The organism is Desulfogranum marinum, from assembly GCF_963675105.2.
In the GTDB taxonomy this organism is placed as follows: domain Bacteria; phylum Desulfobacterota; class Desulfobulbia; order Desulfobulbales; family Desulfobulbaceae; genus Desulfogranum; species Desulfogranum marinum.
Map to the genome: position 1 here is coordinate 287,451 of NZ_CAXXRO010000003.1, position 19,724 is coordinate 307,174.

General features: G+C 46.7%; 10 protein-coding genes. 9 read left to right on the forward strand and 1 reads right to left on the reverse strand.

Annotated elements, in window-relative coordinates:
• The first annotated feature begins 21 nt into the window (after positions 1-21).
• The 8 genes from ACHZCY_RS08140 to ACHZCY_RS08175 all read left to right on the forward strand — a co-directional run bounded on the left by ACHZCY_RS08140 (position 22) and on the right by ACHZCY_RS08175 (position 14,185).
• Positions 22-1,212: a hypothetical protein gene (locus ACHZCY_RS08140; protein WP_319548507.1), complete on the forward strand. Its 1,191-nt coding sequence runs from the start codon at positions 22-24 to the stop codon at positions 1,210-1,212.
• A gap of 251 nt (positions 1,213-1,463) precedes the next feature.
• Positions 1,464-2,948: a sigma-54 interaction domain-containing protein gene (locus tag ACHZCY_RS08145; protein WP_319548508.1), complete on the forward strand. Its 1,485-nt coding sequence runs from the start codon at positions 1,464-1,466 to the stop codon at positions 2,946-2,948.
• A 60-nt stretch (positions 2,949-3,008) separates the two neighbouring features.
• Positions 3,009-6,401 (forward strand): type I restriction endonuclease subunit R, encoded by a 3,393-nt coding sequence (locus ACHZCY_RS08150; RefSeq protein ID WP_394713391.1) that lies wholly within the window; start codon positions 3,009-3,011, stop codon positions 6,399-6,401.
• Positions 6,402-6,419: 18 nt separating this feature from the next.
• Positions 6,420-8,036, forward strand: coding sequence for a type I restriction-modification system subunit M (locus ACHZCY_RS08155; RefSeq protein ID WP_319548510.1), 1,617 nt, complete (start codon positions 6,420-6,422; stop codon positions 8,034-8,036).
• Positions 8,033-9,238 carry a restriction endonuclease subunit S gene (locus ACHZCY_RS08160; protein ID WP_319548511.1) on the forward strand — a complete coding sequence of 402 codons (1,206 nt, stop codon included), beginning with the start codon at positions 8,033-8,035 and terminating at the stop codon, positions 9,236-9,238. The genes ACHZCY_RS08155 and ACHZCY_RS08160 overlap by 4 nt, the downstream gene beginning before the upstream one ends.
• Positions 9,239-9,249: 11 nt before the next feature.
• Entirely contained in the window at positions 9,250-11,451 is a 2,202-nt protein-coding gene (locus ACHZCY_RS08165; RefSeq protein ID WP_319548512.1) for an AAA family ATPase, read from the forward strand.
• Positions 11,452-11,513: 62 nt separating this feature from the next.
• Positions 11,514-13,292 carry an AAA family ATPase gene (locus ACHZCY_RS08170; protein WP_319548513.1) on the forward strand — a complete coding sequence of 593 codons (1,779 nt, stop codon included), beginning with the start codon at positions 11,514-11,516 and terminating at the stop codon, positions 13,290-13,292.
• The gene (locus ACHZCY_RS08175) at positions 13,292-14,185 is read left to right on the forward strand and encodes a hypothetical protein (protein WP_319548514.1); all 894 of its coding nucleotides are present in this window, start codon (positions 13,292-13,294) and stop codon (positions 14,183-14,185) included. The genes ACHZCY_RS08170 and ACHZCY_RS08175 overlap by 1 nt, the downstream gene beginning before the upstream one ends.
• A gap of 77 nt (positions 14,186-14,262) precedes the next feature.
• On the opposite strand, the gene ACHZCY_RS08180 is transcribed toward ACHZCY_RS08175, so the two are convergent.
• Positions 14,263-15,678 (reverse strand): IS1380 family transposase, encoded by a 1,416-nt coding sequence (locus ACHZCY_RS08180; RefSeq protein ID WP_319548515.1) that lies wholly within the window; start codon positions 15,676-15,678, stop codon positions 14,263-14,265.
• 633 nt (positions 15,679-16,311) lie between these two features.
• Between ACHZCY_RS08180 and ACHZCY_RS08185 the strand changes: the two genes are divergently transcribed.
• On the forward strand, positions 16,312-19,716 hold the full coding sequence (locus ACHZCY_RS08185; RefSeq protein ID WP_319548516.1) for an STY4851/ECs_5259 family protein: 3,405 nt from the start codon (positions 16,312-16,314) through the stop codon (positions 19,714-19,716).
• Positions 19,717-19,724: the final 8 nt, after the last annotated feature.

The window sequence follows — 19,724 nt, forward strand, 5'->3', positions numbered from 1 at the left end:
GGTTTGTAAGGTGAATATCACATGTTGACCATCGGCTCTCTGCCCAGCCTTCGTGGCATTGCTGAGGAATTAGTTTTAGGCGATACTTCAGGACAACTCATATTATTTTCTTTTCCTTCGAAACAAGTTTGGTTGAAGTGGCAAGAGTATTTTATTGCCGCCATGGATGCATGCTTAGGGGAGAATGGTAGGGGAGCATTATATGATGGCATCATATCAATGGATCCTAGTAGCGAGAATCCCCAAAATGATTTGGCGGAGAAGCTTGCATTTGATGATCCTAGATTTGATGAATTGCTTGCCTCATATGGTAACGATCCACCAATAGTTCTCGAGCTTGATTGTGATGGTCGATTAGACCAAGCGTGGCAAAGTTTTCTGTCTGATACAGCAAAATATTACAAAACGAATGATTCTGCGTATTCAAAGCGATCTATCTGCCTTTTTCTTATATCTCCGCCACAAATACAACCCATTGAGGCTGCTCCGGGTGTTCGCTGCTTTGCTTTTTGGAACCCTCTGCAATGGGAAGAAATACGACTTTTGATTGGTGCAAATATCGATCAATCAGATAATGCAATTTCTAAGGCGTGGATTGTCAGTACTTATGCGGGTGCAGCAAACTTAGACCCTGAAGTTATAGGAAAACTACTACAACGAGAGCCGCGATCATTACGGGACGTTCGAGAAATTGTCAGCACCTACTGCGATGGCTGTAAAAATGAAAAGGAGGTATCGAAAAATTTTTCGTCCTTAACAGAAGAGAAAAGATGGGACGTTCCACAAGAGTTATCTACCCCTTGGCTTCAAGGAAAGCTCCATGGTCACACTTTTAATAGAGGCGACAATATCCCGTGGGAAAAGTGTTGTGAGTCCTTTAAAAAAACGACCCTTGATCGTGCTGTATGGAGAGAGCAGGTTGCTGGTATTTTTCCACTACTCATGGAAATTACGGCTATATCATCAGAGAAAATTACCCAAATAAAGGGTGAAAAGTGGAAAGAAGAATGCCTTGATACAACTGAGCCTGGGAAAATTTTGGATGTTTTTCATGAGAGAAATTTAATAGGGAGATTACCAAAAAAGCTTTACGATCTTTTGCAAAATCTCAGAATTTCACGAAATAAGTTGGCGCATTTGGAGCCTGTCGATTTTCGCGATGTGAGCCAGATATGGTCATTGTTTGAGCAAATCTCGAAGACTAACAGCTAGTAGGACAAGAGTCACAATATATTGTATTTAGCCCTCGCTCTTCTCAAGCTTTGTGTCAGACTAAGTCTGATCTACATCATTTTAAAACCATCGTTTGCCTCTCACATTTTCCCCAATTTCATCTGCTATTTTCTTAATCAGTCGCAATGCCGTCACTCTGAGTTGCAAAGAAATTGTGCAGCAAGAATACTTAAGCCGACTCTGTAGGCTTTTTAAATGTGATCCTGCTAATATTTTGGAGTTTGTTATTGATGAACAGCGTTAAATCAAAAATTTTGATCAGCTGGGTTGGCGGCAACGATCTTAAAGCCATGGAGGGAGGGACTGCAGGTCCCATAGCTGAGACACTTGAGAAGGCCTCGTTTGATGCAGCTGAATTGTTGTATAATTACCCGGAAGAGCAAGTGCAGTCGTATCTTTCCTGGCTGAAGGCGCGCATAACTGTTCCTATCCAGGAGTATGCCGTAAAGCTCACATCTCCAGTGGATTTTGGGGAGATCTACCAGCAGGCCGATAAACATCTGGCCCGGGTCAACTCTGCATCAAAAGAACTTTCAATCCTGCTCAGTCCCGGTACTCCGGCTATGCAGGCGGTGTGGATTCTGCTGGGCAAAACCCGGTATCCCTGTCGATTTTACCAGGCCTCAATCGAACAAGGCGTGCAGGAGGTTGATATTCCATTTGACTTGTCTGCGGAGTACATTCCTGCAGCCAGGGACTTAAATAGTCTAAAGATCAGTCAGTTGGCTGTCACAGAGGTGCCGATCGGTGCGGCTTTTGATAACATCATTACCCGCAATCCCCGAATGCAGACCCTCAAGGCGCAGGCACAGATCCTGGCTGAACGTGAGGTGCCGGTGCTGATCTATGGTGAGACCGGTACCGGCAAGGAGCTGTTCGCTCGCGCTATCCACAATGCCGGTCCACGGGCTAACATGTCCTTTGTCGCGGTAAATTGCGGTGCCATTCCAACCGAGTTGGTGGATTCAATCCTGTTTGGTCATAAGAAAGGTGCCTTTACCGGCGCAACGTCAGATGAGCCTGGGGTCTTCCAACAGGCCAGCGGTGGCACGCTTTTTCTTGACGAATTTGGAGAGCTGGAGCCCAGCGTACAGGTGCGTCTGTTGCGCGTTCTGCAGGATGGTTCCTGTAGACCAGTTGGTAGCATAGAGGAGCAGGAGGTTGATATCAGGCTTATCACCGCCACCCACCGCAACTTGATGGAAGCTGTCGCAGACGGTACCTTTCGAGAGGATCTGTTTTACCGTGTCGCCGTCGGGGTGTTGCACCTGCCACCGCTGAGAGAACGCGAAGGTGACCTGTTACTGCTTGCTGAAATCCTGCTGTCAGTTTTAGCGGAAAAAGACACAGGTCTGAAACATAAAAATATTTCCCCTAACGCAAAAAATATTATCCTGAGCCATCCCTGGCAAGGAAATGTCCGGGAGTTGCAGTCCACTCTTTTGCGCTCGGCGCTCTGGTGTCAGGGAAAGACCATAACCGCCAGTGATATACGCCAGGCCTTATTCCAAATGCCGGAGAAAGAACCTAGCGTACTCGAAAAAGATGTGGCGCAAGGGATTGATATTCAAAGCATAATGGGAGATGTAGCCCGCATCTATATACGCCGGACACTTGAATATACCGGGCATAACAAGACCCGTGCAGCCAAGCTGCTGGGGCTTAAAAACTACCAGACCTTGAACAATTGGATAGAAAAATACCATATTTCGTAACCAGAAAACTCAAACTGGCACGGCCTTCGCTAGATGGTCGGCATGGACAGAATACTTTTTATGAAATCAGTGAATTTTGAATTTCTTCGACCAGAGAATGAGCCCCTGGCTAATCTTGGCGGCCTGGCGGAAGCGGTGCTCTATATCGATCCAGGCAGTGCGCTGACCCGGCTGCGCAGCTTTGCTGAAGAACTCACCAAAGCCATCTATAACGAAGAGCAACTGCCCCGCATGCCACAGGCCACTTTCTACGAATTGGTCAAAAGCCCTGTGTTTGAGGCCTGTGTCAATAAATCACTGATCCATCAGATAACCTTTCTGCGGATTCAAGGCAATAACACCGCTCACGGCGGCAAGGGTGACCTGAGCAATGCGAGAATGGCACTGGAAACTGCCCATCAAATTGCTATGTACATGGCCCTTCGCTACTATGGTAGAAATAAAGAGCAAATAGCCGAATTTAAAAAAATTCCAGATCCTACAGCCACATTGAACAAGCTGGAGAAATCAGTCTCAAGCTATGAAAAGGAACTGAAAAAACAGCAGGACGAGCTCCAGCGGGTGATGGACCAGCTGGAGCATGAGCGCATAAAAAGCAGCGAAAAACTTAAAAACCCTGCCGGACCTGAGCAGCAGAAACGTAAACAGCAGAGTCAGAGTGTAGCCGACAGCCTGCAGTGGAGCGAAGCCAAAACACGCAAGCTTTTGATCGATGCCATGTTACTGCAGGCCGGATGGGATATCAAAGATCCGGAGCAGGTTGGGCTGGAGGTCGAAGTGCAGTTTGCGGACAACCCCTCCGGCAAAGGAAAAGTAGATTACGTCCTCTGGGGTGAGAATGGTCATCCTCTGGCGGTGATCGAAGCCAAGAAATCCGGCAACACCAATTTGCAGGCCGGCCGCGAGCAGGCCCGCCTCTATGCCGATGCCTTCGAGAATATGGGCTATCAGCGACCAGTGATCTTCTATTCTAATGGCTATGAAAGCTTTATCTGGGACGATTATCAGTACAGTACCTACCGTCCGGTGTACGGCTTTTACAGCAGGGACAGCCTCAACTACTGCATCTATCAGCGGCATTACCGAGCAAAAGAGCTGGAAAAGCATAATCCCCAGCTGAGTATTGCCGATCGACCATACCAGATCGAGGCCATCAAGACCGTGGCCGCTCATTTTCAAAACGAACGTCGCAAGGCGTTGCTCATTCAGGCCACCGGTACCGGAAAGACCCGTGTCGCCATAGCCTTGACCGAACTTTTACTGCGTTGCAGCTGGGCCAAACGGGTTCTATTCCTTTGCGACCGCAAAGAACTGCGGGTCCAGGCCGATGACGCCTTCAAACAGCACCTGCCGTCGGAGCCACGTTGCATCATAGGAGAGACTAATAAAATCGACACCTCCTCGCGTATCTACATCGCCACCTATCCCGGGATGATGAACCGGTTCACCCAGCTGGATGTGGGTTTTTTCGACCTGATCATCGCCGACGAATCGCATCGCTCTATCTACAATAAGTATCAGGACCTGTTCGAGTATTTCGATGCTCTGCAGGTGGGGCTCACGGCAACACCGGTAAAATTTATCAGCCGCAATACCTTTGATATGTTTGGTTGCGAATCCACCGATCCCACCTTCGAATTTGGTCTGGATGCTGCTATCAACAACGATCCTCCATATCTGGCACCTTTTCGTGTCAAAGACCTCACTACCGATTTTCTGCGTGATGGCATCCACTACAATGACCTCACCGAGGAACAGAAACGTCAATTGGAAGAAGATGTCGGCATCGAAGAAGCGCGCAATACCACCATCGCGGGCAAGGATATAGGTCGGAAGATTTTCAGTGAGGATACCGACCGCATTATCCTGGAAAACCTGATCAATAACGGTATCAAAGATGAAACCGGCTCGCTGGTCGGCAAAGCCATCATCTTTGCCCAGCGCCAGGAGCACGCCGAACACCTGGAAAAGCTGTTCTGCAAACTCTACCCGCAATACGGAACCAAGGTTTGTAAGGTTATCCACAATGCTATTCCCCATGTGGGGAGTCTTATCAAGGAATTCAAAAAGAGTGGCAACCAGTTCCGTATCGCCATCTCAGTGGATATGCTCGATACCGGTATCGATGTCCCCGAGGTGGTCAACCTTGTATTTGCCAAGCCGGTAAAGTCATGGGTCAAGTTCTGGCAGATGATTGGCCGCGGAACCCGTTTGTGCCCAAACCTCTTTGGCCCCGGCAAACATAAGACCGAATTTCTGATTTTCGACCACTATTCCAATTTCGATTTTTTTGAAGAAGAATATCAGGAGCCGGAAGATGTCGGCAGTAAATCCCTGCTGCAGACTGCCTTCGAAACACGTATTGAGTTGGCCTCTGCCGCCTTGCAGCAGAACCACGCCGCCGCTTTTGCTGTTGCGATCGAGCTGTTACGAGGTGATATCAACGATCTACCAGATGCCAGCATCGCCGTACGACGTGAGTTGCGATTGGTGCACCAGCTACAGCAGACCGAGTTGTTGGAGAACATGGATGCCAGAACCCACCACCTGCTGTCCACAACCATAGCCCCCCTGATGTCGGCACGGGTGCTGCGCGACAGGCATGCCACCCAGTTTGACAAGCTCATGGCCTTTATAGAACGCTGTCTAGTCGAACAGGCGAGCTGTTTTGTCGATGGGCAGAGCCAGCTGCTGGCTGATCTTGACAGACTGGCTATTAATATCCAGGCGGTGCGACAAAAGGAAGCGGTAATAGCCGAGGTGCGCTCGGCGGACTTCTGGCAGAATCCAACCATCGAGCGGTTGGAAACGGCCCGCAGGGAATTGCGGGGTATCATGAAGTATCGCCAGCAAACGACAGGGCCCAGCTACGAAACGGCCACTACCGGTACCAAAGATTCGGGACTGGAGACCCGTGAGCGCGAGGTCGAGATCGCCGGAGCCAACGATGCGATGCTCTACCGCCGCAGGCTCAAGGACATTCTTGATGGAATGATAGGCAAAAGCCCAACCCTGCAGAAGATCCGTAAAGGTGAAACAATCGAAGAGGCAGAGCTCAAGAGCCTTACCTCAAGCATTCTAGCCAACCATCCCGGTGTAAGTCTCGAAGTCTTGAACAACTTCTACGGACGAACTGCGGACCAATTGCATCTGACCATCTGCGAGATCATCGGATTGGACCAAGAGGCTATTGAAGAACATTTCAAGGATTTTTTGCATACGCATCCCGCCTTGACAGCCAAACAGGTGCAGTTTATGAACCTGCTGAAAAACTATATTGCCCAGTACGGCTCCATCGTTGTCGACAAACTCTATGAAGCACCCTTTACCTCTGTTTCACACGAGGGCATAGAGGGTGTCTTTAGCCTCGATGAGGCCGACGACCTGATTGCCGCACTGAAACCATTTTTACGGCCTGGTTCATCAACCAGCGCCACCTCAAACCCCGCGTAGGAGTAAAGCGAAAAAAATATGTTAACTGGACCAATTCGTAACGATATCGATAAACTCTGGGAAAAATTCTGGACCGGAGGTATCACCAACCCCCTGACCGTCATCGAGCAGATCAGCTATCTAATGTTTGCCCGCATGCTCGATATGCAGGAAGATGTGGCCGAGCGCAAAGCACGGCGTACCGGTAAAGATTTTATCAGGCTGTACGAAGACACCCCGGAAGGTCAGCTACTGCGATGGAAAAATTTTAAAAACCTCGGCGGCAAGGAGCTTCGTATTCATCTCAAGGAGAAGGTCTACCCCTCCTTTGCCTCCCTTGGCAGCCAGGTGAAAACGAAGGCGGAGGAAAAGAGTTCAGAAAATGGAGAGGCCACGAAGGTGAAGTCGCTCGGCCATATCGGTGAGTATATGGAGGATGCCGATTTGGAGATCAAGAACGAATCGGTCCTGGTCAGTGCTGTCGAGATGGTTGATAAGTTACCGCTGGCCCAGAGCGATGTCAAAGGCGATATCTACGAGTATCTGCTCAGCAAACTCACCACCGCCGGAATTAATGGCCAGTTCCGTACTCCGCGCCATATCATCGATACCATGGTGGAGATGCTTGACCCGCAGCCCACCGATATGATCTGCGATCCGGCCTGTGGTACGGCCGGTTTTCTGGTGCGCACCATGGAGTATCTTAATCGAAAGTATTCCAGTGAAGCCGGGATTTTCACCGATGAAGAGGGCAATATCCAATACAGCGGCGACCTGCTTGAACCCTACCGTGGCCATATCAATAAAGAGATGTTCTGGGGTTTTGATTTTGATACAACCATGCTCCGCGTCTCCAGCATGAATATGGCCCTGCATGGCGTCAGTGGTGCCCATGTCCTCTACCAGGACAGCCTAAGCAAATCGATCAAGGAGAACTATCCGCAGCAGGAGGAGAATTTTTTCGACTGTATCCTGGCCAATCCGCCCTTTAAGGGCAGCCTCGATGAGAGCAATACCAACCCAGATGTGCTGGGAATGGTCAAAACCAAAAAGACCGAACTGCTCTTTGTGGCGCATATTCTGCGTGCCCTAAAACTCGGTGGCCGCGCAGCAGTGATCGTACCGGATGGTGTACTCTTTGGTTCCAGTAAGGCCCATAAGCAACTGCGCCAGGAGCTGATCGAAAACAATCAGCTGGAAGGCATCGTCAGCTTGCCCAGTGGTGTTTTTAAGCCCTATGCCGGCGTGAGCACCGCAATCCTGCTCTTTACCAAGGGTGGCACCACCGAGCGCGTCTGGTTCTACGATCTGCAGGCCGATGGCTACTCGCTCGATGATAAACGTACCGAGCTGAAGGGCGAGGGAAGTAATGACCTGCCGGATGCCATTGCGAAGTGGCAGGAGTATCGTGGGCTGGTGCTGGCCAATGCGAAATCTGAGGAGATCGAGTTTGCCTTTGGCGATAAGAAAGAAAAGGCATTTGTGGTGGATGCAAAGGATATTGCTGCCAATAAGTTTGACCTCTCTATTAACCGCTATAAGGAGGTGGTGTACGAGGAAGAGGAGTATGAAGAGCCGAAGGTGATTTTACAAAAGCTTAGGGCGTTGGAGAAGGATATTTTGGGTGATTTAGACGAGCTGGAGGGGATGCTGTGAGTTGGCCTACTGTGAAATTGTCTGAGGTTACAACAGTCAACCCTCGTTTGCCCAAAGACGCTGATGATACCCAAAAGGTTTCGTTTATTGCAATGGCTTCTACTTCCGAAGAAGGTCTATTGCTAAACGAAGAGTCTCGCATATTAGCTGAGACAAGAAAAGGGTTTACATACTTTGAAAAAAGCGATGTGTTATTGGCGAAAATTACGCCATGCTTTGAGAACGGTAAATGTTTGAGACCTAACCAAATAACCAATCAAATTGGATTTGGTTCTACGGAATTTCATGTGTTGAGAGCAAGTCCAGAAAAGATTGATAGTGCATATCTTTTCTATATGATTTGGAACAAGAGGTTTCGTTACTTAGGCGAGGCATCTATGTCTGGTGCTGCTGGGCAAAAGCGTGTAAGTGCTGACTTTTTAAAAGAGTTTGAAATCCCCCTGCCACCCCTAACCGAACAAAAGCGCATAGCCGCCATCCTCGATAAAGCCGATGCCATCCGCCGCAAACGCCAGCAGGCCATCCAACTTGCCGACGACTTCCTTCGCGCAGTTTTCCTGGATATGTTTGGCGATCCGGTAACGAATCCTAAGGGGTGGGAAGTCAAACCTCTTTCAAAGGGTATAGATCTGATAACTTCTGGTTGGAGTGCTAAAGGTGAGAGTTACCCTTGTCAGAATGGTAAAACGGGAGTTCTCAAAATTTCATCTGTAACGAGTGGTAAATTTAAGCCAGAGGAAAATAAACTCGTTTATGAAGAACGTATTCCAAAAGGAAAAGTGTTAGTCTTCCCGGGTAAAGGTGATTTGCTTTTCAGTCGAGCGAATACTCGCGAACTTGTAGCAGCTACATGTATTGTTCCAAGTGATGTGAACAATGTTTTTTTGCCTGATAAACTTTGGAAAATCACAACAAAAACAACGGCCTTATTGCCCGAGTTCTTAAACCATTTGATTTGGCAACCACGTTTTAAAGAAAAGCTGACTTCACAGGCTACAGGTACCAGTGGCTCAATGCTAAATATATCTAAAAGCAAGTTCGAATCTACAGAAACGATTTTTCCTCCTCTGCATCTACAGAAAGAATTCAATTCTATATATTGGAAAGTCCAGACAACAATTTGCTGCCTCGAAGAATCTCTTCTCAAGGTTGAGGAAACTTTAAATTCGATAAGCCAAAACGCCTTTAAAGGCCTTCTTTAAGGAGGGGGAACATGATCAGCGAAATTCAGATTACCAACGTAGCAACATACGAATCACCCGAAACGCTGAGCGATCTTCGTCAAATCAACTATATGTTCGGCGCAAATGGTACCGGTAAAACTACTATCAGTCGGGTGATCGAACAGGCTTCTGGTCATACGCATTGTCAAGTAAACTGGCAAAATAGTTCGCCATTACAAGTGATGGTGTATAACCGAGATTTTGTCGAACGTAATTTCAACCAAGAAAACACAGTACAAGGTGTATTTACGTTGGGTGACAACCAAGTCGAAGCGGAGCGAGAGATTGCTCGTTTACAGCCGGAAATTGATACGATTACAGGTAAAATAAACAATCTAAAAAAACAGCTGGATGGCGAAGATAGTCAATCGGGAAAGCGCCAGGAACTGCGCGACTTGGAACCCGTGTTGCGTGATAAATGCTGGAAACAAAAGCAACTCCATGATGATTATTTTCAGGTCGCATTTACTGGTGTCCGTAATAGCTCAGAAAAGTTCAAGAAGAAAGTGCTGGTAGAAAGAGCCTCAAACAGTGTTGAACTTCTTGCATTGGATACGCTGAAAGAAAAGGCCTTAACCATTTTTTCAAACGCTCTTCAAAAAGTTTCCTCCCTATCTACATTGTCTGCCGATCCATTGATTGCAACTGAAGCCGATGCCTTGTTGCAAAAAACAATCGTAGGTAATCAGGATGTCGATATTGCCGCCATGATCGAGCGGCTTGGCAACAGTGACTGGGTGAAGCAGGGTTTGCAATATCATCAGCAAGAACCAGAGATCTGTCCCTTTTGTCAGCAGTCGATCGATGAGGATTTTGCCAAGAGCCTGGAAGATTTTTTCAGCGAGGCATATGACGAGGATCTTCAAGCACTAAACCAATTACTCGGCTCATATCTTACTGCAAGTGAGCAACTGATTAGGATTGTGAAAGATAATACAGACCTGAACAACCCCTTTTTGAAAAAAGAGGTGTTCGAGGCTGAAAGCCAGCTCCTTTTCGAACGGTTGCAGCGTAATCAGATACTCCTCGAGAACAAAATTTCTGAACCCAGTCGTAAAATCAAATTAGACCCGATTAGCGATTTAGTCACTAAGCTACAGGGGTTTATCACCGAGGCAAGTACAGCAACTGTCACCCATAACAAGACAGTCTCTAACATTGCTGCAGAAAAGGAAACTCTGACCTCGCAGGTATGGCGTTATATTTTAAATGAGCTTGCAGATGATCTTTTCCAATACGAGCAAAAGAAAACCCAGCTGACTCGAACCATTCACGGAATGGAAGGCTCCTTGAATGAACAGCAGCAAAAGTTGCGTGAATTGAAAAAACAAGTCCAAGAAATGGAGAGGCAAACAACGTCAATTCATCCGACAAAAGATGCAATTAACAACCTCTTGCAAACCTTTGGATTTAACTCATTTCATATTGATGTTGTCGATGAACAGGGGCATTACCAAATCTGCCGCCAGAATGGCGATGACGCCAGCCGCTCTCTGAGTGAAGGTGAAAAGACATTTATCACATTTCTCTATTTTTACTCATTGATCAAAGGGGCCCAGACAGCTTCAGGTACAACAGCTGACCGAATCGTGGTCTTTGATGACCCGATCTCTTCCTTGGATAGCGATATTCTCTATATCGTCAGCAGCCTGATAAAAGCCGTCATGGAAGATGTCAGAAATCAAACCGGCTTCATCAAGCAGGTGTTTGTTCTTACCCACAATGTCTATTTCCATAAAGAGATTACATATAACCGGAACCGTCCAGCGGGACGAACGTTAACTACCGAAAGTTTCTGGTTGGTAAAGAAACACGAGCAGGGATCCGTTGTCGAGCGTTGCAGTGAGAATCCTATCCACTCTGCATACGAACTTCTGTGGACCGACGTACGATGCGAAAACCTTTCCAGCATGAACCTACAGAATACGCTCAGGCGCATATTGGAGAATTACTTCACCATGTGGGGTGGTAAGAGTAAAGACGAGATCTGTGACCTCTTTGAGGGTCGGGATAAATTAATTTGCCAGTCGCTATTTTCTTGGGTCAACGATGGTTCCCATTCGATACATGACGATTTGTACATCAATCATGGCGAACAGACCAATGAAAGCTATTTACAGGTGTTTCGGGAAGTTTTTGTGAAAGCCGATCAGCTTGGGCATTACAACATGATGGCCGGAGTGGCCTCGTAGAACAAGCTGTTTATATTATGGTCGGTCATTTAGCCCAAAAATTACAGTAAACGAATATTCAAATGAAGATAACCAAACTAACCCTTGAGAACTTCCGCTCTTTCAAAGAGAAGCAAACAATAGAGTTTGCTCCTGTCACCTTGCTCTTTGGCCCCAATAGTGTAGGTAAGTCAACAGTATTGATGGCGCTTTTCTATATCCATCATGTGTTATCGAAAGGTGACTGTAACCCTCAGCGCATTGAAGAGCTGGGCGATAAATATGTTGGCGGCTTTGTAAATCTGGTTCATGGCAGAAACCTGAAGCAGACGATTCGCATCGGCATTGAGTATAGCAAAGGGAACACCATAGGCTCATCATACACCGACGTGATTGATTTACTAGGAGAAAATGAACTTGAAGGCTTTGGTCTTTCTGGGTTGGCTGATGCTTCCATCACTGTTGAGCGTGTGGCGATAGAAATAGCTATCGATTGGTCTGCCCAGCGAAAGCTTGCCTATGTCAGTGAGTGCGTGATCAAACTTAATAATCATGAGTATGCGACATTAAAAAGTTCCTCCGGTGGGCAGCAAGCCTTTATTGAATCGATAAACTATCTTCACCCATTATTGATTGATGAATACCATGAGGAGTGGCTGAAGGAGTGTCTTGATAATCATGTACCAATTCACTCTGCAAATGCTTCAAGATTCCTTGAAATACAAGAAAAGTATGTTCACAAACAGGATAGTGATGACAGTGACATCGAAAAGTTGATTCAAGACATTCCGATAATAAAAGATAATTTTTTTGTTTCACAATTTCATTTAGCTTTGAACGGTGACAGAATCCCTGACACGGACTTTGACGATATTCGTTTTATAAGGATTGTTGACGGCATAAAGCTTCTTCATTATCCAATAGCTTTTAAAAATATCATAGGAGCAGTCCCACGTTTAGGGAAAACGTTGGATACAATACTTGATTTTGAGGACAAAAAAATTGGTGCGTTGCTTGTCGAGATTCTCAGTGATGCGATTGTTCCTGTCTTTGATAATTTACTGACCCTCCTGGAATCAAGCCTTTGTATTGGCCCCTTAAGAGCAATACCTGACCCAACATACCAGCCCAACCCTAATCCACAAACAAAGGATTGGTATGATGGATTAGCTGCATGGGATTACCTGGAAAAAACGGATATTCCTTTATTGTCGAAAGTTGATCTTTGGATGCAAAATCTTGCGCTGGGGTACGGCGTGACCATTAAACAGGAAAAGTCTTGCGTTGAATATAAGAGTCTAAATTCTTTTAAAAGCGCTAAGGAAAAGGGGAATGATACTGATGGTATTACACTGAACTATCAGCCACCTGATGGTGCTGAAATTAATTTTGATCTTAGCTCTCCTGTGTCAAAATATGCTATTTGGGACTGGAGAAATAACATTGAAGTTTCAGGGTGTGACATTGGCGTTGGTGTATCTCAAATCTTACCCTTCCTTGTAGCGGCAATAGTAAAAGATCGAGGATTTATTGCCATAGAGCAGCCTGAACTCCATGTTCACCCTCGAGTGCAGGTAGGTATTGGGGATCTTCTTACTCAAGTTAACAATAATGTCGGGTTTCTGGTTGAAACGCATAGCGAACACCTGATTCTCCGACTACTGAAACGAATCCGTCAAACAACCGATGGAGAGTTGCCGGAAGGTATGAAGCCGGTTTCTAAAGAGGATGTGGCCATTATTTATCTGGAGGCCTCAGATTCTGGTGTCAAAACAAAACGTATTCACCTAGATGAAGATGGAGAGTTTCAGCAACACTGGCCAGATGGTTTCTTTGCAGAACGTCGTGAGGAGTTGATGTAATGATCCACGAGTATGCAATAGAACCATCGGTATTACTTTCCTGGGCAACTAATGACCGCGATTATTACGAATTTTTTAGAGAATATGGCTTGGGGACACCTCGAATATTTAGCAGCTTTCCCAAACAAAAGGCTAAGAAGCTTCGAAGGTACTTTCTAGCGCAAGTCTCTGCTGATGACCAGTCACAACAGGCTATGCGATATACAGAGATGGTTGTTAAACTCGTTGAAAGGATCGTAGTGCGTGAGGTCGAAGCAGATCAAAGTGAATGGAGTCAGCGGGCGGTAGCAGAGAATGAACGAATTCCTTTCAATGTGATACTTTCTTCAGAACTAATCGGAACAGATAGAAATCTTACGCCAGATAAGATGTACGAGCCTGGAAGTATCTGGAATCATCAAGATCAACTGAATATCCACCGAACAACCGAAGGCTTCTATTCAGCTATCTCAAACCTTTTAAGGCTTGCAACTGAACAGATTGTTGTCATCGACCCCTATGGTTATTCAGATAAAGCGATTAAACAAATACAGTACCTGATTAATCATCTTCCTGAAAAAAGGGTCAATCATCAAATTCCGTCTATTACACTGTTTTATAAAACAAATACTAATGGTTTAAATGCAAATGAGGTACGAGAACGCATTCTCGCAAGAGTGCGTATTGATGAAATATGTACAGTATTAAAGGTTAGCGAATTGGAAGAAGTTCCTGGAAGCGATGTTTTCCATAATCGGTGTATTTTAACAGAACATGGTGGTGTTAGCCCGGATTTCTCATCAAACGGCTATTTATGGCTGAAACCTCACAAATCGACGAAAAATCGATTTTTGAGACAGCTTCATGTTCAAAAAAAAAGAGAAAACACAATTTGTGACGCCAGATGCCATTAACAAAGCAAAATTTGTTCTCATTCCAGAATAAAGGACGCACTGGTGCGTTGAATTTCACTCTTTTGACGGTTCCCCCGTCACACCTTTATAGGTATTTTTTCAATATTTCTCATTATTTGAATGAATATTGACTTGTATGGATAGCCTTCTGCAAAGGATATCCATACCTTTCTCACTGTTATCTTGATCCTTGCACCAATTTTGAATAATTTCAGCCTGATAGTGGCGCATTGAGCTTTGGCCATATCCGTATCAACGAGACCAATGCGGCGCAAGGTTTGCATCAGGGTGTAGGCCAAAGACGAGAAGTAGAGTCGCACCTGATTACTCTGCATTTTATTAGTGCTGGTCCTGTCGGCAAACAGCATTAACTGTTGTTCCTTGATTCGATTTTCCATGTCGCCTCGTGCGCAATACACCTTTTCATACAGTTTTTGGGCATCATATTCTTCAGCCTTTAAAGAGGTAACAACAAATCTAGGATTGGATCCTTTGGCAAGGTGCTCTGCTTTACCTACCACCCGCCGCTGCCAACGCCATGAATCGATAGTCTTATAACAAAAATCTTTGAAAATCCTGGAAGGTTCACCACTGCACTGAAACAAAGCCTTGGCAAAGGCTAGTTCTTCTTCAATTTTTTTGCCAAGACGAGAATTCTTGGGTAATCCAAAAAGAAAATCGATATCATTGTCTTCACACCAAATCATAATATGTTCACGACAAAAACCACCGTCTCCACGAACAAGTATTTTTACATCTGGCCAAACTTGTCGGATACGCTGAACAATCCGTCCGAGTTCTTCAACTGTGCCAGCTGCAGCATCAATATCAGCAGTTTGGAGACGTGCACATAACAGAGATTCACCGCAAAAAATGTATAAAGGCAAGTAACAATAAGCTTTGTAGTAACCATGGAAGAACTTCCCTTCCTGGTCACCATGGAGCGGATCATCGGTTGCATCTACATCAAGGATTATTTTTTCCGGAATTTTTACATGGGATTCAAGAAAAACATCAACCAAAAGATTATCTACAGATTCTGTATTGAGTGCTACTTTTTTATAAATATTTTCAGAGGTGGCATCTGCAGGCGTGAGTTCAAGCCTGTTCAAAGTGGACTTGCCAGCAAGAGGTTTACCACAATCTTTTGGACACTTACGATCCATGCCCGTTGGATCAATCTTGCCAACGGCCACAGCGAGCATTTTATCACTTGCTAAATGATCATGGTCATTGAGATCCTCATACCCCAAAGCCAAACCAAAAACACGTTGTGAAACTAAGGTCAACACGCTGTGCTCTATGCGCTTTTGGTCGCGATAATCGGTAAAGCATTGAGCAAAGCGTTGAAGAATATTTGTTCGTTGCTCGACTTCTCGCAGTAGCAATGCACCACCATCAGAAGAGATAGTCCCACCATTAAAATCTGTAACGATTTCTCGCCTACCTAGCGCTTGAAATGAACCATAATCTTTTGTACACTCTGTTTTCATAAGGCCACCTTCGTTGACATGCTTAACGTATTGATATAACGATAAAAATACCACACTTGAGGCCTTTTTTCTTCAATTCAATGAGAAATTCGGGTTAGCTTTGGACATGGTCTTGGTGTTTCTGGTAATGAAACGCATACCGACGAAGTCATTTTAATGAAACCAGAGATTTATCAAAAAAAATGGAGTCAATTTGTCGAAGAAAATTGTTTCCAAGAAATTTCAAGGGCTTGATTAATGTTGTCTGTGAACAATGTTGCTCTGAGGTAATTTTTGATTAACCTTTTCAAATAAATGGAAAAATTGATTGTAGCTCACTTTTTCAAAAGTATGGCAACATATAGGGTTCGTTGCAAAAATCCTTCCAGAAGAGCGAATTCTAATGCCCAGTAACTGCCCCTTCTCCTCAACCCAAATCGCAGAATCCCTGGCAACCCTGCAACAATTCTCCTCTAAAAAGATCGACAACGACTTTCTGATGCTCCGCTTCTGACATGACTGCATCAATAAAGAAATGAAATTGAGCAAAATTTTGTCTTACCACTTGTCGTCTCTACAGCACCATCGTCAGCATGTTTTTTGGGCAGAGATGCGGTAACTCTACGATACTCATCCCCTTAATGAGGTTTTCCAATGCAAGCAGAGTCTCAAAGATGGTTGCAGTTCTTTTTTGAAAAACGGGGTCTGGAACACCCTGATGGCCGGGAGCTCTATCGCTACCGTACAGAAGAACAGGAGTTCCTGGCTGTTGAAACCGTGCTGCGGCAATGGCTGGCGGCCTTCCCGCAGAGCAGTTCTCTGGCACAACTGGCTGATGACCGACTCTTTGGGCAGCTCTTTGTCTTCTACGCCTCGGAATGGTGGCGTCGGCGCTATAAGGGTACCGGCGTTGCATGGGACCCCATCCTTGCCGACCTGCGTTGTGCACAAGGGGCCTGGTCACCGCAGCAGCGCTCCGGCTGTGTTGAAAGGGGATTGCAGCGGTGGCAATGTCGGGTGCGGCGGCAGGGAGGGTATCGTTTTATCCTCAGTATTGCCCTGCAGGGTGGCCTGCCTATGCGTCTGGTTGCAGAAGGCCGCGGAAGACTGGGAAAACTGTTGAAAAGAATCCTGCATCTGTGCAGCGATATAACCGGGGAGAGCGGCCAGGGTACTGCAGCGATTCGTGAGCAGGATATTTATGGCTGGATTGAAAGTCTGGAGAAGATGCTCCCCAAGAGTTTTCGCCAACCGGTCATTTATCACCTGTTAACCGAGATTATTATCACCGTCCTGCGCTTGAAAACAGAGGCAGAACTGACCAGCAGTGAAGATGCCCTGACCAAGCTTGACAACCAGGTGCCTGACTGGCGCGCCCAGTTTCCGCTACCTCTGGAAGATGACCATGCCCAGGGACTCATAGCTCAACTGTTGCGGGATGCTGCGGAGGTTGTTGTCACCGGGTCTTCTGGTTCACCTTTTCTTGTGGAACGTTCGTTGGAGAACGGCGAACAGGGGTGGCGCCTTGTCTCTTCTTTGATGTTACAGGAGAGCATCAATGCGGCAAACCTGGGCGCATTTTTTTCTATGGAGGTGGATACGCTGCCGCGTCAGATCAATCTCACTCTGTCTGCCGGTGAAAAGATACACACGGCTCGTCTGCGGCGGATTGCCGGGAAAAATAGGTTTCGGATGATGCGCCACTTTCCTTATATCCTCGATCTTTCTGCCAGCCGTGATCATATGATGCAAATCGACCTGGCTGATGGTAGCAGCTGGTGTGGTCTGGCGCATCATGGGGAAGAGCTTGATGAGGGGCTTCCCTGGGTGTTCTCTGCGTATAATGATCATCCCTTTATAAAACAGGGGGGCGGAAAGATAGCAGAAACCGAGGTTCAACTTGCCCTTCCTGCTCACTGGCAGATAGAGGTGATGGACGAAAACAGCAGTTGCCAGCAGGTGGGTGCATTGTGCAGCATTGAACGGACCGTCTGGAAAATTCGTGGCAGAGTGACAACGTGCAGTGAGCAGGGGGAAACATTCCGGTTTCAGACCGGGCGCGCAGATGCAACCCAGACAAGTTACTACTGGAAAGGTGACCCATTCTGGCTCGACTTCCGCTCTCCTGGCCGTGCCTTTCGTGGTTTGCCGGAACTCTTCGCAGTGGGTGCGGAAGGTACGACGAAAAAGGTGGGCGGTAAGCCTGAGTTCACCATTCTTGGTAGTAAGGGACTTGACGTGCACTTGGGCCCTGTACTGGGCCAATATAGCGAGGGGGGAGAGATTCAGAGCCGCACCAGGATGGTTCTTTTACCCCAGGAGGCACGTGTAGAAATACAGGGTAGTGATGCCGTATCCGGCACAATCAGTTTACACCATTGGGGCTGTAACCTGGCCAGAATTGTTACGCCCAACGTGCAGCTGGATGTGGAGAGGGCTGATCACAGTCTCATTCTACATACTTCTCTGGCTGATGATACCAGGACTCCCGCAACGCTGGGCTTGGAGGTTTTTTGGCCACATTCAACAACGCCGGTTTGTCTGGCTCTCCCCTATCCCGCCAAAGGTGCTCGGGCCTTTAGTATAGAAGGTACAGAATGGAAAAGTGGTGCCCGTATTTCCCTCTTGCAGCTGCTTGGTGCGAGAATTGTCATTCAAGAACCTCGGTATTCTGCTTATACTGAATTGGTGTTGCGCTCTTTGGAGGATCATTCCAGCCGCACATTTCCCATAACACGTGATGCTCATTCGACGCAGATGACGGTTCGTTTGCTCCATTTTGAAGAAGAAATTCGGCATATGCTTTCCATGAGCAATAAGCTTGATGCCTTGATTGCAGTGAAAATAATTCTTGATGGAAGCGAAATGTTTCGCCTGACGGTATGCCGCTACCAGGGCTATTTGAAGCCCAATAAAGGGCTTGCCTGCCTCAACGATAGTACTCTGCAGACGCTCAATCCTGAAACGCTTGGCCGTATCCGTATCATGGCGTGCAATCTTGTCTCTGAGGATGACCGAGTCGTTGAAATAGAACAGTGCACCAGCGAGAGAGGACTGACCGGTATATGGGGCTTTGGGGAGGAAGAACGCACCGCCGGGCCATGGCTGTTATATCCGCACATGGACACGCCTATAGCTTTGCGCCCTTTGCTTATGACAGTACCCGGAGAGCTTCCTGAACATTTAAAAGAAAAAAATGGCCTGGCTGCGATTATGCGCGAGGCGAATGAAAAATTAAGGATGGTCGCATTGGGGCAATTTGTGGAAGACCTTGCTGCCGATTATCTCCATCAAGGATGGGGCGAAGTGGAGCAGTGGGTGGCGCAGATTGGACATCTCTCGTTGACGGCTTTTGATTTGTGGCGCGCTTTCGCTCGTTCTGCCACGGGAATGGCTGCTTTAGCGCTTCGACTGGGAAACATTCCCATGAACTTTATACGCCATTTTGCAGTCGAAATGCCTTTTTGTTGGACGACAATAGCATATCAGGACTGGAAACAGGCCATGGTGAATCTTCGCCGTCAGTGTGAAAGAATGTATTCCACTGAAATCTGGCAGCCAGTTTTTTCTGCCCGGATCGCATCGGTGTGCGATGAACTTACCGGTGAGTATCCTGAACTGCAATTTCTTCTCGGAATTGCGTCGGCTGGCTTTGATGGAAACGGGCAGCAGGTGATTGTTGGTCTTCAATTGCATGTCAGTCCCCAGGCGGAAAATGAGCTTTTTACTGGGGAGAGCTGTAAAAAACAGCAACTTTTTCATCGCCATGCCGGGGATGAATGGCCTGGCGGATTGAAGATGATTTTGTCTCAAGCGAGAAACCATCCGGGCTATTCCAGATATATCTCTCCAACATCCCATGGATTTAAAGACCCGGTCATAAATCTTCCTCTGCTGCTGGCAGTGCAGTGTGCTGCAGGCAAAACAGAGGAGTGGTTTAACAACCCTGAACTGATCAGCATGCTGCGGTGCTGCAGATCCTTTGATCCGGATTGGTTTGCAGATGCCTACAATATGACCATTGCCCGCTGCCTGGCGGATAATATTCTCACAGTGTAAGGAAGGAC

Excerpts from the sequence above, each read along its gene's own strand:
- ACHZCY_RS08140 (WP_319548507.1), top strand. The coding sequence starts at position 22 with ATGTTGACCATCGGCTCTCTGCCCAGCCTTCGTGGCATTGCTGAGGAA.
- ACHZCY_RS08145 (WP_319548508.1), top strand. The coding sequence starts at position 1,464 with ATGAACAGCGTTAAATCAAAAATTTTGATCAGCTGGGTTGGCGGCAAC.
- ACHZCY_RS08150 (WP_394713391.1), top strand. The coding sequence starts at position 3,009 with ATGAAATCAGTGAATTTTGAATTTCTTCGACCAGAGAATGAGCCCCTG.
- ACHZCY_RS08155 (WP_319548510.1), top strand. The coding sequence starts at position 6,420 with ATGTTAACTGGACCAATTCGTAACGATATCGATAAACTCTGGGAAAAA.
- ACHZCY_RS08165 (WP_319548512.1), top strand. The coding sequence starts at position 9,250 with ATGATCAGCGAAATTCAGATTACCAACGTAGCAACATACGAATCACCC.
- ACHZCY_RS08170 (WP_319548513.1), top strand. The coding sequence starts at position 11,514 with ATGAAGATAACCAAACTAACCCTTGAGAACTTCCGCTCTTTCAAAGAG.
- ACHZCY_RS08175 (WP_319548514.1), top strand. The coding sequence starts at position 13,292 with ATGATCCACGAGTATGCAATAGAACCATCGGTATTACTTTCCTGGGCA.
- ACHZCY_RS08180 (WP_319548515.1), bottom strand. The coding sequence starts at position 15,678 with ATGAAAACAGAGTGTACAAAAGATTATGGTTCATTTCAAGCGCTAGGT.
- ACHZCY_RS08185 (WP_319548516.1), top strand. The coding sequence starts at position 16,312 with ATGCAAGCAGAGTCTCAAAGATGGTTGCAGTTCTTTTTTGAAAAACGG.